This is a genomic window from Streptomyces sp. NPDC031365 (assembly GCF_055569765.1).
The window spans coordinates 113,894-131,930 of sequence record NZ_JBVIIM010000001.1 but is presented as its reverse complement, the minus strand read 5'-3'; the positions used below and the strand labels follow the sequence as shown (position 1 = coordinate 131,930).

The following is an 18,037-nucleotide window of genomic DNA, read 5'->3' as shown; positions in this document are numbered from 1 at the left end:
GTGGCTCGGCTCGGCTCGGCTCGGCTCGGCTCGGCTCGGCTCGGCTCGGCTCGGCTCGGCTCGGCTCGGCTCGGCTCGGCTCGGCTCGGCTCGGCTCGGCTCCGGCGGAACACTAGGGGATTCCTCGGTGGTTCGGTTTCGGCCGGCATGGTCGAATTCCCTCAGCAGTCGTCCGGCTGTTCCGGGATCCATGCGCGCGGCTCCGGCTGTCCCGGACGGACGGACCGTGTGCGCCGCCCCACCGGTGACACGACGGTGTCGGGGCTTCTTCGGAAAGGCGAAGTCGACCGTCCGCACGGCTGGGGACATTCACGAGAATCCGCTCCGCGTTCGAGTTCTTTCCCCGGCCCTCCCGGGGCGGGGGTCGTTTCCGCTTCCGCTGCCGGTTCGAGGACCGCGAAGGAGTACTCCGGGCACACGGGCACATATGGGGGGAACGAGCGTTGTCCGAGAACAGTGACACTCCTGTTCCGGCCGGGGCGGCCCGGCTCGAGCGGTGGATCCTCCGGCGGCTGGCCCATCGGGCGGGTGCCCGGCCGGAGACGATCGACCCCCGCCGGCCCCTGTCCGACCTGGGACTGTCCTCGCGGGAGGCCGTGGTCCTGGCCGGGGAGCTGCGCGACGAGTTCGGCCAGGAGGTCTCCCCCGCGCTGCTGTGGGAGCACCCGACGGTTCGGGCGCTCGCCATTCACCTGGCGGGCGTCACGGACACCGGCACCGCGCCCCCGCCGGCCGGTGCCGGCCCCCGGCCCGAAGGCGGGGACGGGTCCGAACCCCGGGACGGATCCGAGCCCGGGGACGGATCCGAGCCCGGGGGCGGTGAGCCGATCGCCGTCGTGGGCCTGAGCTGCCGTTTCCCGGGGGCCGAGAACCAGCGGGAGTTCTGGGAGCTGCTCAGGGACGGCCGGGACGCCATCGGGGACGGCGGGCAACGCCGTGAGCTGCTCGGCGACCATCCCCCGCACGGTCTGCTGCGGGACATCGCCGGTTTCGATGCGGCGTTCTTCTCCCTGTCCGAGCGGGAGGCCCCGTTCGTCGACCCCCAGCAGCGGCTCCTGCTGGAGACCGCCTGGGAGGCGGTCGAGGAGGCGGGCATCGCGCCGTCCGCACTCGCCGGCAGCCGCACGGGCGTGTTCATCGGCATCAGCCACAGCGACTACGGCGGCCTGCAGAACACGCCCGGCCGGCACAGCGGCACCGGGCAGGCGCTGAGCATCGCCGCGAACCGCCTGTCGTACTTCCTCGATCTCAAGGGCCCGAGCCTCGCCGTCGACACCGCCTGTTCGTCGTCACTCGTCGCCGTGCACCAGGCGTGCCGCAGCCTGCGGTCGGGCGAGAGCACGATGGCGCTCGCGGGCGGGGTGAACCTGCTGCTGCGGCCCGACGCCACAAGGATCTTCACCGAGGCCGGGATGATGGCGGCGGACGGACGCTGCAAGGCCTTCGACGCCGGTGCCGACGGGTACGTGCGCTCCGAGGGCTGCGGCATGGTGGCGCTCAAGACCCTCGCCGCGGCACTACGCGACGGTGACCCCGTCCTCGCGGTGATCCGGGGATCGGCCGTGAACCAGGACGGGCGCAGCAACGGGCTCACCGCGCCCAACGGCCGGGCACAGCGGGACGTCGTACGGGAAGCGCTGCGGGACGCGGGCGTCGCGCCCGCCGACGTCGACTACGTCGAAGCGCACGGCACCGGGACCCCCCTCGGTGACCCGGTGGAGATCAGGTCCCTGTCCGCGGTCCTCTCCGCGGACCGAGCGGCCGGCCGCCCGCTGCTCGTCGGTTCGGTGAAGAGCGCCATCGGTCACACCGAGGCGGCGGCCGGTATCGCCGGGCTGATCAAGGTCGTGCTGATGCTCGGGCACCGCCGAATCCCCCCGCTCCTGCATCTCGGACGCCTCAATCCCGCGATCGGGGACCGGCCCGGGATCGAGTTCCCCACGCGGCTGCGCGACTGGCCGGAACCGGCCGGCGGCACCCGCACGGCAGGGGTGAGCGCGTTCGGCTTCGGAGGGACCAACGCCCACCTCGTCGTGCAGCAGGCGCCCGCGACGGCCGAGCCCGCCGCGGCCATCGGCCGGGCACTCTCCCGCCCGGTGCACCTGCTGGCCCTGGGGGCCCGCACCGCCCCCGCCCTCACCGCGCTGGCCGGGCGGTACGCCGAACGGCTGGACGGGGAGCGGGACACCGCGCTCGCCGACGTGTGCCACTCGGCGAACACCGGCCGCTCCCCCTTCGCGCACCGCGCGGTGATCGCGGCCCGTTCCGTGCCGGAGGCCCTTCAGGCGCTGCGTCACCTGGCCGGAGGGACGGCCCATGAGGCGCTCACCACCGGCCGTGCCGCTGCGGCGGGACCCGACCGGGTCGCGTTCCTCTTCACCGGGCAGGGGTCGCAGTACCCCGGCATGTCACGGCAGTTGTTCGAGACGCACCCGTTGTTCCGGCAGGAGATCCTCGAGTGCGGCGAGGTCCTCGCCGAGTACCTGGACCGCCCGCTGACGGAGATCCTCTTCCCCGACGAGGAGGACCGGGATCTCGTCCACGACACCCGCAACACCCAGCCCGCCCTGGTCGCCGTCGAGTTCGCCCTCGCCAGGCTCTGGCGTTCCTGGGGCATCGAGCCCGCCTTCGTCCTCGGGCACAGTGCGGGCCAGATCACGGCGGCCTGCGTCGCCGGTGTCCTCGGCCGCGACGACGCGCTGCGGCTCGCGGCGGAACGGGGGCGGCTGATCCAGGAGTCGACCGGCCGGGGCGCGATGCTCCTCGCCGTCGCCGGCGAGCCGGCCGTGCGGGAGGCGGCGGCCGGGCTCACGGGGCGGCACACGGTGTCCGTCGCGGCGGTGAACAGCCGGGAGAGCACCGTGGTCTCGGGCACGCCCGAGGCGGTGGATGCCTTCCGGCAGGTCATGGCCGACCGGGGGGTGGTGACCCACCCGCTCAGGAGCCGGCACGCCTTCCACAGCCCCGCCATGGAGTCCGCCCGCGCGGCCTTCGCCCGCGTCCTCGCGGGGATCGAGTTCTCCGCGCCGCGCATCGGGCTGGTCAGCGATCTCGACGGACGGCTCTTCGACGCGCGCACGAGGCCCGACGCCGCCTACTGGGAGCGGCATCTGACCCGGACCGTCCGGTTCGGCGACGCGATCGGCACCCTCGCCCGCGAGGGCTGCCTCACGTATGTCGAGACGGGGCCCCATCCCGTGCTGCTCGGCGCGGTCCGCGCGGAGGTGGACGGTGCGGCTCTGCTGCCGTCCCTGAGGCGGGGAGCCGACGACTGGCCGGTTCTGGCGAAGAGCGTGGCCCGGCTGCACGTCGCGGGCCATCCGGTCGACTGGAAGGGCTTCGACGAGGGGTACGCGCGCCGGCGCACGCCGGTGCCCACCTACCCCTTCCAGCGCAAGCACCTGTGGCTGCCGGCGGACACGTCCACCACGCCACTCGCCACGCCGTCCACCCGACGGACGAACGTACCGAGCGAAAGGCCGGCCATCGTGCCCGTGTCCCCGGACCATGGATCGTCCGTGCGGCAGGATCCCGTACTGACGTATCTGGCGGAGATCGTCACCAAGCTGCTGGGCAGTGCCGAGCCGGTCGACCCGGACGCGCCGTTCCTGCAGCTCGGCGCCGACTCGATGATGCTGCTCCAGGTGCTCCAGTTCCTCCGGCGGACGTTCGGCGCGACACCGCCCACGCACCTCCTCTTCGAGGAGGTCAACACGCTGACCCGGCTCACCGCCTACGTACGGGAGCACGCCGAACCGCACCTGCTGGCCGCGTTCGAGGCGTCGTCCGCACCCGCCCCGCGCGACACGCCCGGACCCTCCGTCGTCCCGGACCCCACCCCGATGCCCGAGGTCCCCGCCGAGGTGCCGTCGGCGGCCGCGACGGGGACCACGGACGGGTCGGTTCTCGGCAAGTTCCTCGACGTCCACGCCCGGGTCATGGGACAGGCATACGAGATCATGCGCTCCGGCGCGGCCCCGGCCGCCGCTTCTCCGGAGACCGCCGCTTCTCCGGAGACCGCCGTCTCTCCGGAAGCCACCGCCTCCGCGCAGCCCGCCGCCTCCCCTGAACGGCGGACCGTCCGGACCGGTCCGGCGCCGGCCGCCCCGGCGCCCGCACCGCGGACGGTACCCCCCGTCCCGGCCGGCACCTTCGTACCCTTCCGTGCCGCCCGCGCCGACGGGACCGCGGCCGCAGCCGGGGCCGGGGCCGCCGGAACGTTCACCGCGTCGCAGCGGCGCTACGTCGACGACCTGGTGCGCCGTCACTGCGAGCGCACCCGCGCGTCCAGGGAACACAGCGTCCTGGACCGGCGGCACAACTCCGACGCGCGTCACGCCCCGCGGGCCGACACGGCCCTGCGCGAGACCCACTACCCCATCACGGTGACCCGCTCCCGGGGCTCCCGCGTGTGGGACCTCGACGGCAACGAGTACATCGACGTGGCCATGGGCTTCGGCGTCAATCTCTTCGGGCACAACGAGCCCTTCATCAACGATGCCGTCCGCGAACAGCTCGAACAGGGCATGCAGTTGGGCCCGCAGGCCGAGCACGCCGCCGAAGTCGCGCGGCTCGTGCACGAGATGACCGGCAACGACCGTGTCGTCTTCTGCAACACCGGTTCCGAGGCCGTGATGACGGCGATCCGGCTCGCCCGGGCCGTCTCGGGACGCAACAGGATCGTGCTCTTCGCCGGGTCGTACCACGGCTCGTCCGATCTCGTGCTCGCACAGCGGGACTTCACCAGCGACACCGGGGAGTCCCTCCCGCTGGCGCCAGGCATCACCGACGGCGTGAGCCGCGACGTGCTCGTCCTGCCGTACGGCGAGGAGGCCTCGCTGGACGCGGTCCGCGACCACATCGGCGAGCTGGCCGCCGTGGTGGCCGAGCCGGTGCAGAGCCGCCGCCCCGACCTTCAGCCCCGCGAGTTCCTCAAGAAGCTGCGGGAGATCACCCGCGACGCCGGGGTCGCACTAATCTTCGACGAGGTGATCACCGGCTTCCGGTCGCATCCGCGCGGCATCCGTGAGGTCTTCGGCATCAACGCCGACCTCACCACCTACGGCAAGGTGATCGGCGGCGGGCTGCCCATCGGGGTGGTGGCGGGAAGCGCCCGCTATCTCGACGCCGTCGACGGGGGTGTGCACGCCTTCGGTGACAGCCCCAGGACCGGGGCCGTGCAGACGTTCTTCACGGGCACCTTCTGCAAGCATCCACTGGCGCTCGCCGCCGCCCGGGCCGTCCTGCTGGAACTGAGACGGCGCGGCCCCGGCCTCCAGGAGGGCGTGACCAGGCTGGTCGGCCGGTTCGCCACCCGGATCAACGACGCGTTCGAGGACTCCGGCGTCCCCATCCGCGTCGTGCACTTCAGCTCGCTGTTCCGGTTCCGCCTCCCGGCGGCGTCCCCGGGCGCGCCGGACGTCGCGGAACTCTTCCACACGGCCCTGCTGGACCAAGGCATCCACGTCTGGGAAGGCCGCAACTGCTTCCTGTCCACCGCCCACACCGAAGCGGACGTCGACACGGTCGTCGAGGCCGTCCTGCGGGTGGGCCACGAACTGCGCGCGGCCGGCTTCTTCCCCGACACCGACACCGACACCCGCCCCACCACCGACACCGGCCCCGATCCCCGTCCCGACACCGATACCGGCCCCCACCCCGGCAACGGCTTCGGCACCGACTCCGGCACCGGACCCACCGAGTCCGCCCCCACCGGTCAGCCCGATACGGAAGACGGCGGCGGCGACACGTACCCGCTCAGCGTCGTCCAGCAGGAGCTGTGGGTTCTCGACCGGATGGGCCAGGACCAGTCCCGCGCGTACAACGAGAGCCTGCTGCTCGACCTGCGCGGTGAACTGGACCTGCCGGCACTGCGCCACGCCGTGCGCGAGGTGAGCGCCCGGCACGAGGTGCTGCGGACGGTCTTCGCCCCGGACGGGAGCCACCAGCGGCCCGCCGCGGAGCCCGCCCTCGCACTGCCCCTGGTCGACCTGTCCGCGCCCGCCGACGGGCCGGCCACCGACGGGCCGTCCGCCGGCCGTCCGGCCGCCCAGTGGCTCCGACAGCAGGAGGACACACCGTACGACCTCGCCGCGGGCCCCCTGCTGCGTGCGGCGGTACTGCGTCTGGCGCCGGAGCATCACCAGCTCTACCTGGCGGCCCATCACACGGTCGTCGACGGCTGGTCCTTCGGGGTGCTGCTGTCGGAGATCGGCCGCTGCTACGGCGCCCGCCGCGGGGGTCGCTCCGCCGCACTGCCTCCCGCACCCCGCTACCGGACCTTCGTGGCCCGGCAGCTCGCCCGCGCGGGCACCGACTCCTGGCGGGCCGACGAGGAGTACTGGCGCGGCCTGTTCACCGACGGCATGCCGGCACTCCACCTGCCCACCGACCGGCCGAGACCGCCCCGCGCCACCTACCGCGGCGGTTCGGTGACCGCGTCCCTCGACGCGGATACCGCCGAGGGCGTCGTGGCAGCGGCCCGCCGCCTCGGCAGCACACCCTTCACCCTCCTGCTCGGGGTCTACGCCACCTTGCTGCACCGCCTCACCGGTCAGGACGACCTGGTGATCGGCGTGCCGGTGGCACAGCGGGCCGCCGAGGACGGCGAACACCTGGTCGGCAACTGCAGCAACCTGATCCCGGTACGGGTCTCCTTCCGCCCCGGCACCAGGGTCGCGGGCCTCCTCGCCGCGCTCCAGCGGACCCTGCTGCGCGGCTACGAACACTCCGGCTACCCCCTCTCCGCGCTGCGCGGCACGATCCCCCTCGGCGCCGACGGCGGCCACGCCCCGCTCTTCAGCACGCTGTTCAACCTCGACCAGGAGACGCGGGCCCCCGGCTTCCCGGGACTGCGCACCGACGTGATCACCCCCGAACGCCGGTGGACGCCCACCGACTTCGAGATCGACGTCCGCACCCTGAGCCAAGGCTCGACACTCGTCCTCAAGTACAACCGCGACCTCTTCGAGGAAGGGACCGTACGACGCTGGGCCGGCCTCTACGGCACCCTGCTGCGGGCCTTCCTGGCCTCCCCGGAGCAGGACGTACGGCACATCCCGCTGACCGGCGGCGACGAACGGGAAGCCCTGCTGCGCACCGGACAGGTCCCGCCGCCGCTGCCGCACACGGCGCCCGCCGACGACGTTGTGCGGCTCTTCGAGGCGCTGGCCGCGTCGGAACCCGACCGTGAGGCGGTGGTTCACGACGGTGAGCGGCTCACCTACCGGGAGCTCAACGAGCGGGCCAACCGGCTCGCGAGACGGCTGCGGCAGGAGGGCTCGGGACCGGAGGACCGCGTCGGACTCCTGATGGAACGCGACCCCGGGCTGATCGTCGCCGTGCTCGCCGTGTGGAAGACGGGCGCGGCGCACGTCGCCCTCGATCCGCACGGTCCCGCCCAGCGCCGCGCGACCGTCGCGCGGGACGCCGGGGTGTCGGTGGTGCTGACACGTGAACGTTTCCGGGACCGGCTGCCCGAGGCCGACGTCACCGTGGTGAACGTGGACGCCGAACGGGCGGACATCGCCCGCCTGCCCGCCGGTGACCCCGGGGTCCGGGTGGCGGGCGACGGCCTGGCGTACGTCGTCCACACCTCCGGGTCGACCGGGGCGCCCAAGGGCGTCATGGTCTCGCACCGCTCCCTGATCGACCGCTACCGCGGCTGGGAGGAGGCCTACCGGCTGCGGGACCGGGTCTCGCGCGTGCTGCAGATGGCCGGCTTCGGATTCGACGTCTTCGTCGGCGACGTGGTCCGTGCGCTGTGCTCGGGATCGACGCTGGTCCTGTGCCCTCGCGAGGTGCTGCTGCAACCGGCGGACCTGCTCGCGCTGATGCGCCGGGAGCGGATCGACTGCGCCGAGTTCGTACCGCTGGTGCTCAACGCGCTGGTCGGCCACGTCCTCGGCCGGGGCGAGCGGCTCGACTTCATGAACGTGCTGATCGTCGGCTCGGACACGGTGTACGAGGGCGATCTGGTCAGGGCGGCGGAGGCATCCGGGCCGGACACCGTGGTGGTGAACTCGTACGGGCTGGCGGAGGACACCGTCGACACCACGTACTACGTGCACCGGGGCGACAAGCCGGGCAAGGAGCCGGGCGACGAACAACACAGTGAACCGGGCGACAGCCGGCGCTCACCCATCGGGCTGCCGTTCGCCGGCTCCCGGGTCTACATCCTCGACGACGCCCTCCAGCCCGTCCCGTTCGGCGTCCCGGGCATGCTCTGCACCGCGGGCACCGGACTGGCCCGCGGCTATCTGGGACGTCCCGGGCTGACGGCCGAGCGCTTCGTGCCCCACCCCTGGGCCGCACGACCCGGCGAACGCCTGTACGTGACCGGGGATCTGGCTCGTTTCCGGGACACCGGCGGCGGTCCGGTCGTCGAGTACCTGGGCCGCGAGGACACCCAGCTCAAGATCCGGGGCCACCGGATCGAACTGGGCGAGGTGGAGTCCGCCGTGCGGAAGGTCACCGGCGCGACCGCCGTGGCGGTCCTGCCGCGGGTGCGCGACGCCGACACCCGGCTCGTCGCCTGCGTCGAGACCACCGGCCCCGAAGCTGTGGCACCGCCCACGGCACGCTGGCACGCCGCGCTGCGCGAGCTGCTTCCCTCGTACATGGTGCCCACGTCGTACGTGGTGCTCGACAGGCTGCCGCTGACACCCAACGGCAAGCTCGACCGCGCGGCACTCTCCGGCACGGAGGGCGTCGACGTGGACACCGGCGCCGATTTCGTGGCACCCCGCGACCCGGCCGAGGCCCGGCTCGCCGCCCTCTGGGCGGAGGTCCTGGGCCGCGAGGAGATCGGCGTCCACGACGACTTCTTCCTTCTCGGCGGCCACTCGCTGCTGGCGACCCGGGTGGCCGACCGGGTGCGTGCGGAGTTCGGTACGGAGCTGCCGCTGCGCGCGTTCTTCGAGACCCCGACCGTCGCCGCGCTCGCCCCGCTGCTGGGCGGGGCGGGAACGCGCCGGGCGCCGCGCCGGGTGCTGACGGCCGCCGAACGTCCCGAGGTGCTCCCGCTGTCGTACGCCCAGACCCGGCTGTGGTTCCTCAACCACTTCGACGGTGACGGCAGCGCCGCCTACAACCTGCCCATGATCCTCAGGCTGTCCGGCACGCTGGACACCGGTGCGCTGCGGGCGGCGCTGTCGGACGTGGTGGAGCGGCACGAAATCCTGCGCACCCGCTACACGGAGCACCGCGGCGTGGTCTCCCAGCAGGTGCAGCCCGCCGACGGGGCCGCTCCACCGCTGGTGAGCCGGGACGCGGCCCCCGGGGACGTGGACGCCCTGGTGGCGGCGGCGGCCGCGGAGCCGTTCGACGTGTCCACCGACCTTCCGCTGCGGGCCCGGCTGTTCAGGTCGGCGGAGCGGGAGCACGTACTGCTGCTGGTCCTGCACCATATCGCCGGGGACGGCTGGTCCATGGCACCCCTGTCCCGGGACGTGGCCGCGGCGTACGGGGCACGGCGGGCGGGCCGGGCCCCGCACTGGGCGCCGCTGCCGGTGCAGTACGCGGACTACGCCGTGTGGCAGCGGGAGATGCTGGGCGAGCGGGACGACCCGGCGAGCGAACTGAGCGGGCAGCTCGAGCACTGGCGCCGGACGCTGGCCGGTCTCCCGGACGAGTTGAAACTCCCGGCGGACCGGCCCCGGCCGGAGGTGGGCAGCGGACGCGGGGCGAGCGTGGCGCTGGCCGTGGCACCGGGAACGACCGGTGGTCTACGGGCCGTGGCACGGCAGTCGCGGGCGAGCCTGTTCATGGTGCTGCAGGCCGCGCTGGCCACGCTGCTCACCCGGCTCGGGGCGGGCACGGACATCCCGGTCGGCACGCCCGTCGCCGGCCGCCGGGACGAGAAGCTCGACGACCTGGTCGGCTTCTTCGTCAACACGCTGGTGCTGCGCACCGACACCTCGGGCGACCCGTCCTTCGCCGGGCTGGTGGCGCGGGTGCGGGACACCGCCCTGGCCGCGTACGCGCACCAGGACGTGCCGTTCGAGCGGCTGGTGGAGGAACTGAACCCGCCCCGGTCGCTGGCACGCCACCCCCTGTTCCAGACCATGCTCGCCCTGCAGAACACGCCCGAGGTGCGCCTGGAGCTGCCCGGGCTGCGCATCACCGAACAGCGGCACACCTCGGTGACCTCGAAGTTCGATCTCTTCTTCCATCTGGAGGAGCGGCCCGACGGCGGTGTCGGCGGCGTCCTGGAGTTCAGCACGGACCTGTTCGACCCGGGCACCGCCCGGAGGCTCGCCGACGCGTATGTGCGGGTACTCGAGGCCGTGGCCGGGGAACCGGAGCGCCCCATCGGCGAGGTGGACACGGGGTGGACGGCCGAGCCACGCAGGTCGGACGCGGCCGTTCCGCACCCCGACCCGACGGCCACCGACACAACGGACACGGACCCGACGCACACCGTCACAACGCACCCCGACCCGATGGACCTCGCCGCCACGGATCCCGCCACCACGGACCTCGCCGCCGCGGACCTCGCCGCCACGGATCCCGCCGCCGCGGACACCCCCGCCCCCGCCGGGCGGCCGCACGACCACTCCGGCCGGCGTTCCGTGCTGGACCTGTTCGAGGAACAGGCCGCCCTGCACCCGCGGCGGACGGCCGTGACGCTCGGCGCCGACCGGCTCACCTACGCGCGACTGGAGGCGCGCGCCAACCGGCTGGCGCACCGGCTGCGCGGTCTGGGCGCGGGCACCGAGACGCGGGTCGCCGTGCTCCTGGACCGTTCGCCCGACCTGCTGGTGGCGATGCTCGGGGTGTGGAAGGCCGGCGCCGCCTACGTGCCGCTGGACACCGACAACCCGCCCGCCCGCTGGACCGCCGTCGTCGGCGACGTACGGGCCACCGTGGTGCTGACGCACGACCGGCTGCGGGACCGCGCCCCCGATCCGGGCGCGGTGGTGGTGCTCGACGATCCGGAGGAGGCCGGCCGGCTCGCCGCGCTGCCGGTGACGGCGCCGGCCCGCGCGGCCGGTCCCGACGACCTGGCGTACGTGATGTACACGTCGGGTTCGACCGGGCGGCCCAAGGGTGTGGAGGTCGTCCACCGCGGTCTGGCGGACGCCTACCGGGGCTGGGAACAGGTCTTCGGGCTGCGCGACGGGCGTCTCAGGACCCATCTGGTGATGGCCAACTTCTGCTTCGACGTCTTCCCCGCGGAGGTCGTGCGGACCCTGTGCTCCGGCTCCCGCCTGGTGCTCTGCCCGAAGGAGACCGTGCTGAGCCCACCCGACCTGCTCGCACTGGTCCGGACCGAGCGGGTGCACTTCGCGCACTTCGTGCCGGTGGTGCTGCGGGCGCTGAGCCGCCACGCCGCGGAGACGGGACGCACCCTCGCGCCGCTCAAGGTCATCCTGGTCGGCGCCGACACCATCCACACCACCGAGCTGGCCGACGTCCACGCCACGACCGCGCCGGGCACCGTGCTGTGCAACAGCTACGGCACCACCGAGACGACCATCTCGCACACGTACTTCACCTTCCGCCCGGACCCGGATGCCCCCTCGTCGAGCGCGCCGATCGGCGTGCCCTACCCGGGAGCCCGGGCGTACGTGCTGGACGACGGCCTCCGGCCGGTGCCGCCGGGAACCGTCGGCCGGCTGTACCTGGCCGGTGAGCGTGTCTCCCGGGGCTACACCGGCCGCCCCGCGACCACCGCCGAACGCTTCCTGCCCGACCCGTGGGCCGAACACCCCGGGGAGCGCATGTACGACACCGGGGACCTCGCGCGCCGGCGCCAGGGCGAGGACGGACCGGTCCTCGACTTCCTCGGCCGCGAGGACGGCCAGGTGAAGATCCGCGGTCACCGTGTGGAGACGGGTGAGGTGGAGACCGTACTGCGGGCCGCGCCCGGGGTGCGGGACGCGGCCGTGGCAGCGGAACCGGACGGCGACGGCGGTACGGCGCTCACGGCGTACGTCGTCCCCGCCGTCGGCCCGGACGAGGAACGGGCCGCCGCGGTGACGTGGTTCACCGCACTCGAGTCCATCGTGCCGGGATACATGCTCCCCTCGCGCCTCGTCGCCGTCGACGCGCTGCCGGTGTCGGCCAACGGGAAGGTGCGGCGCGACGCGCTGGCCGGCTTGCCACAACGTGAACTGCCGGTGCGCGGCGAGGTCCTCGCCCCGCGCGACGACACCGAGCGGGCGCTGACCCGCATCTGGGAGGAGCTGCTCGGGCGCCGTCCGATCGGCGTGCGTGACGAGTTCTTCCACGTCGGCGGGCACTCGCTGCTGGCCATGCGGGCCATCGCCCGGATCCGCGACGACCTGGGCGCGGAGATCTCCGTACGGGAGTTCCTCACCAGCACGACGGTGGAGCGGCTGGCCGCGCTGATCCGCCGGGCGGACGCCGGTCCCGCCGCCGCCGTCGACGGGACCGGTCCGGTGGTGGCGCTGCCCCGGGACGGCAGTGTGCCGCTTCCGATGTCGTTCATGCAGCGGCGCTTCTGGTTCCTCGACCGGCTGTTCCCCGGCACGGCGCTGTACAACCTGCCGGCCGTCGTGCATCTGGAAGGGGAACTCGACCCCCAGCTGGTGCGCCGGGCCTGGGAGGTCCTGGTCGGCCGGCACGAGATCCTGCGCACCCGGTACCCGGACGACGGCGGCATTCCCCGGCCGGTCGTCGAGGACGGCTGTGCCGCCGCGCTCACCTTCACGGACCTGTCGGACCTGCCCGCGGACGAGCGCGAGGCACGCGCCCGGGACCTGGCCGAAGCCGCCGCCCGGCACGACTTCGACCTGGCCGGCGGGCCGCTGGTGGTCCTCACGCTGCTCCGGCTGGCCAAGCGGCGGCACCGGCTGCTGTTCACCATGCATCACATGGCCGGCGACTTCTGGTCGGTGGCCCCCCTCATGGAGGACTTCAGGGAGGTGTACACCGCGCTGGCCGAGGCCCGCGAACCGCGCCCCGCGCCGGCCGTGCAGTTCGCCGACGTGGCCGCTTGGCAGGAGCGGTGGCTGGCCTCGCCGCAGGCGGAGGCCCAACTCGCCTTCTGGAAACGCGCGCTGGCCGGCCCGCCGCCGGTCCTGGCCCTGCCCACCGACCGCCCGCGCGGCCGGAGCCGGGCGGCGGTGCCCAGCGCGGTCCTGCGCATCGGGCTCGACGCGGATCTGCCGCCCCTGCTGCACTCGCTGGCGCGGCGCGAGGGCGTGACGCCGTACATGGTGCTCATGACCGCCCTGCAGACGGTGCTCGCCGACGCCGCGGGACAGACCGACTTCGCGGTGGGCACCCCGGTCGCCAATCGCCACCACGCCCGACTGGAGCATGTGATCGGCCCGTTGATCAACACGGTCGCGCTGCGGGCGGACCTGTCGGGTGAGCCGTCGCTGCGCACGCTGCTGGAGCGGGTGCGGGCCACCGCCCTGGACGCGCTGGCCCACCAGGAACTGCCGTTCGACAAGGTCGTGGAGGGCGTCAGGCCCCGGCGCGACCCCGGCCGTCACCCGATCTTCCAGGTGTTGTTCCAGCACCTGCCCGAACGCCCGGCGGGCATCCGGCTGCCCGGCGTCGAATTGACCATGGAGGACATACGGACCACCACGTCCGTATTCGACCTGATGCTCGACGTCGTCACCGTCGGACCGGGTCTGGAGGCAGTGGCCCAGTACGACGCCGAGCACTACGACGAGGCGACCGTGGCCCGGCTGCTCGGCCAGTGGCAGGGAGTGCTGCGCCGGATGACGGCCGACCTGGACTCCCCGGCCCGCGTGACCGACGCGGACCGGGCAGGGACACACCTGGAGGAAGAATGAGCGACGAACCGGACGACCAGCCCTACAAGGTGGTCCTCAACCACGAGGAGCAGTACTCCATCTGGCCCGCGGACCGGGAGAACGCCCCCGGCTGGCGGGACGAGGGCACCACGGGAACGCGGGAGGCGTGCCTGGCGCACATCGAGGAGGTCTGGACGGACATGCGTCCGCTGAGCCTGCGCGAGCGCATGGCACGGCAGGAGAACGCACCGGCGGAGAGTTCCGTATGAGCACCGCAGCGGACGCCGGTACGGATGCCGCAGCGGACGCCGGAACGGACGTCTTCGTGGCGGCGCGGCCGGAGCGGGACCCGTCACCGGTGTACCGGCACCCCGCGGGCGCCACCCTGACGCGGATTCTGCGCTGGGGGGCGGAGCGGCACGGGGACCGGACCTACTGCATCACTCTGGGACCGGACGGCGAGGAGACCGCCGGCCTCACCTACGCCGAACTCGACCTCCGGGTGCGGGCCGTCGCGGCGGAGCTGCAGCGGCTGGCCCGGCCGGGTGACCGCGCGCTGCTGCTCCTGCCGCAGGGCACGGACTTCGTGACGGCGTTCTTCGCCTGCTCCTATGCCGGTGTCATCGCGGTACCCGCACCGTGCCCGGACAGCCCCTCCCGAGCCCGGCGGCTGAGGGAACGCCTGACGGGCATCGTGGCGGACGCCCGGCCGAGCGTGGTGCTGACCGTCGCCGAGCTCGCCGCCGGTGACGCGCTCTCCGCCCTGGTCGGTGACATGCCGCGGCTGGTGGTCCGGGACACCGACCCCGGCCTCGCGGACACCTGGCGGGACCCGGGCACCGACCGGGACACCGTGGCCCTGCTGCAGTACACCTCCGGCTCCACCAGCGGCGCCAAGGGAGTGGTCCTCACCCAGGGCAACGTGACCGAGAACCTCGCCGCGGTCGCCGGCGCCCTCGGTGAGGACGTGCGCGAGAACGGCGGCGACGGCACCTTCACCAACGTCACCTGGCTGCCCGCCTTCCACGACATGGGTCTGGCGACGCTGCTGCTGCCCTGCTACCTCGGAGGCCGCTGCGTCGTCCTGGACCCCACAGCGTTCCTGCTCGACCCGCTGCTGTGGCTGCGGGCGGTCGACCACTACGGCGCCCGTATGTCCACCGCTCCCAACTTCGCCTACGACCTCTGCGTCGACCGGATCGCCCCCGAGCACCGGCGTGAACTGGACCTGAGCCGGTGGCGGGTGGCGATGAGCGGTGCCGAGCCGGTACGGGCCGCCACCCTGAGCCGCTTCGCGGCCGCGTTCGCCGGGACCGGCTTCAGGTCGTCGGCGTTCATGCCCTGCTACGGCATGGCCGAGGCGAACGTCTACGTCAGCGGCCACCGCAGGCCCGGGGACACCAGGGTCCTGCGCGTGCGGGCCCGGGAACTGGAGACCGGCCGCACCGTGGAGCCGGCCACCGGCGAGGACGCCGGGCGGCCCCTCGTGGGCCTCGGCGGACTCCCCGAGAACCTGACAGCACTGATCGTCGACCCCGACACACGGCGCCCCCTTCCGGAGGCCCGGGTCGGTGAGATCTGGCTGACCGGGGCGAACATCGGCCAGGGCTACTGGGGCAACCCCGAGGCGAGCGCCGAGACCTTCGGCGCACGGCTCGCGGACACCGGGGAAGGCCCGTTCCTGCGCACCCGCGACCTCGGCTTCTTCCAGGACGGCCAGCTCTATGTCACCGGGCGCACCGATGACCTGATCATCGTCGACGGCCGGAACATCCACCCCCAGGACATCGAACTGACCGCGGAGGAGAGTCACCCCGCGATCGGCCGCAGCCGGGTGGCGGCCTTCGGATGGCGGGACGGGAACGAGACCAGGGTCGTCGTGGTGGCCGAGATCTCACGCCGGCACCGGGTCGTCCGGGGCGACGCGGTGGAGGCCGGGCAGACGGCGGTGGAGGAGATCGTGCGCGCGGTGCGCGAGAGCGTGCGGGAGGCGCACGAGGTGGGCGTGGCGGACGTGGTCCTCCTCAAGGGTGCGTTGCCCCGCACCACCAGCGGCAAGATTCAGCGCGGACGGACCAGGAAGCTGTTTCTGGAGGGCGCACTCAGCACGTGGTGAGGCTCGGGGCGCGCGCCGGCGCTCCGTGGCCGTCCGACACCTCCCGGCCGGCCACGGAGCGTGCCGCTACGATGACGTCGCGTCCCGTGACCCAGAAGAGACGTCGGCCACAGAACACGCGCGGCTCCCGTGGGCGCCTACTGCCCAGCACCGAACTCGCCCGCAACTCCCCCGCGGCCCTCCGGCTTCCGCTCGGCCGGCTCGCGCTGAGCACACAGAAAGCGACGATGGGCGCGCTGCCGACCCTGCGCGCCGCCACCGACCCCGCCGTGCTCGGCGGCCAGTACTACGGTCCCGGCGGACTCAACGAGGTCAGGGGCCACCCCCGGCTGGTCACCTCCAGCCCGGAATCGTACGAGCTGACCGTCCAGCAGCGGCTGTGGGCCGTCTCCGAAGACCTCACGGGGGTGACGTTCCCCATCGTTCGGTCTTGAGCAGCAAGCCGAGAGATATGGCGCCCCGGTTCTTGACGCGCGTCAAGGTTCCCCCCGCACGTTGGTGCGACGTTGAGGTCGGGACGAACGGTCCCATGGATTTCGTCAGTCGTCACCACGGCCGGGAATGAGGTGGGCGGGATGGATGACCGTCCGATGGGCGAGGAGGCCCTCGAGGGAAGCCAGAGCGCGCGGATCTCGCGCCGTCTGAACTGGCTCCGCGCGGGGGTGATGGGCGCCAACGACGGCATCGTCTCCACCGCGGCCATGGTCGTCGGCGTGGCCGGTGCGGCAGTGAGCAACAGCGCGCTGCTGGCCTCCGGTGTCGCCGCCGTGGCGGCCGGTGCCCTGTCGATGGCGGTCGGCGAGTACGTATCGGTGTCGAGCCAGCGCGACTCCCAGGAGGCCGAGCTGGCCCTCGAACGGTCCCAGTTGCAGGCCGATCCCGCCGGCGAGCTGGACCAGCTCACGGGGCTGATCCGGGCGAGGGGCATCGACGCCGACCTCGCGCGGCCCGTGGCCGTGCAGTTGACCAAGAAGGACGCGCTGACCGCGCACGCCCGCCTCGAACTGGGCATCAACCCCGATGAGCTGATCAACCCCTGGCACGCGGGCCTGTCGTCGATGCTCACCTTCATCGTCGGCGGGCTGGTGCCGCTGCTCGCGATCCTGCTGTCCCCGCGGTCCATCGCCGTAGGGGTCACGGTCGTGGCCGTGGTCCTCGCCCTCGGGGCGACCGGATCCATCTCGGCACATCTGGGCGGCGCGAACAAGCTCCGCGCGGTGGCGCGTGTCGTCATCGGCGGGCTCGGGGCGATGGCCATCACCTATGCCATCGGCCTCCTGGTCGGCACCCAGATCTGACCGGAGACACACGTGCCGGAGCACGGACATCCAGGTCCGGCCCGGCAACCCGGAAAGGGGAAAGAGAATGTACGAGCTGCTCGTCATCGCGGCGTTCGCGGTGACTCTGGCCGTGGTCGTGCTTCGGCCGCAGCGGGCCGAAGCCCACTGCGACACCGTCGAGGGCCCCACGGCGAAGGACGGCGTCCAGGCCCTGGAGTCCGCCGACCTCGACCACGCCCTGAAGTGGATCGCCCCCGAGGGGGAGGCCGAACTGCGGGAGGTGTTCGAGCTCAGTCTCGCGGTCCGCAAGCTCGGCCCCGAGGCACGGGAGGTGGCCGACCGCTGGTTCATGGAGAACCTGGTCCGTATCCACCGGGCCGGCGAGGGCGCGGCCTTCACCGGCCTCCAGCCGGCGGGCACACCGGTCGAGGAGAAGGTCGCCGCCGCCGACCGGAGCGTCGACGAGGGCGACCTGCGCCCCCTGGCCGGCCTGGTTCCGGCCGACCGCTGGCCCGAACTGGAGCGGCGGTTCGCGAAGGTGCTCGAGCGTCGGGACTACGACGTGCACGACGTGGATGCGGGCCGGGCCTACATCGAGGCGTACGTGCACTTCTTCAAGTTCGCCGAGGGACACGACCACGACCACGACCACGACCACGCCCACGCCCACGCCGGGCACGGGCACTGAGCCGGGAGTGGTCATGGGGTACGCCCTCTCCGCCGTCGCCGCGGTCCTGTCGGCCGTGGTCGCAGGACTGGTGGCGCGGCACCGGCTCGGCTTCGTGACCATGGTCGAGTCCGAGTCCATGGCGCCCACCCTGGGGGGGGGGGGGGGGGGGGGGGGGGGGGGGGGGCCGGACGGAACGGGCGGGGGCGCGGGGGGTGAGGGGGGGGGGGTTGGGGGT

General features: G+C 73.4%; 5 protein-coding genes and 1 pseudogene. All 6 read left to right on the top strand.

From position 1 onward, the window contains the following. Positions 1-443 precede the first annotated feature (443 nt). Positions 444-13,775: an amino acid adenylation domain-containing protein gene (locus ACZ5C2_RS00630; RefSeq protein ID WP_468785023.1), complete on the top strand. Its 13,332-nt coding sequence runs from the start codon at positions 444-446 to the stop codon at positions 13,773-13,775. Next, positions 13,772-14,005: an MbtH family protein gene (locus ACZ5C2_RS00625; protein WP_468785021.1), complete on the top strand. Its 234-nt coding sequence runs from the start codon at positions 13,772-13,774 to the stop codon at positions 14,003-14,005. The genes ACZ5C2_RS00630 and ACZ5C2_RS00625 overlap by 4 nt, the downstream gene beginning before the upstream one ends. After that, the gene (locus ACZ5C2_RS00620) at positions 14,002-15,852 is read left to right on the top strand and encodes a fatty acyl-AMP ligase (protein ID WP_468785019.1); all 1,851 of its coding nucleotides are present in this window, start codon (positions 14,002-14,004) and stop codon (positions 15,850-15,852) included. Before ACZ5C2_RS00625 ends, ACZ5C2_RS00620 begins: the two co-directional genes overlap by 4 nt. 146 nt (positions 15,853-15,998) lie before the next feature. After that, positions 15,999-16,286 (top strand): annotated as a pseudogene (locus ACZ5C2_RS00615) (short-chain dehydrogenase); the annotation flags it as partial. A 141-nt stretch (positions 16,287-16,427) separates the two neighbouring features. Beyond that, positions 16,428-17,150, top strand: a complete 723-nt coding sequence (locus ACZ5C2_RS00610) for a VIT1/CCC1 transporter family protein (protein WP_468785018.1) — start codon at positions 16,428-16,430, stop codon at positions 17,148-17,150. Positions 17,151-17,217: 67 nt separating this feature from the next. Continuing rightward, on the top strand, positions 17,218-17,820 hold the full coding sequence (locus tag ACZ5C2_RS00605; RefSeq protein WP_468785016.1) for a DUF6448 family protein: 603 nt from the start codon (positions 17,218-17,220) through the stop codon (positions 17,818-17,820). The last annotated feature ends 217 nt before the right edge of the window (positions 17,821-18,037 follow it).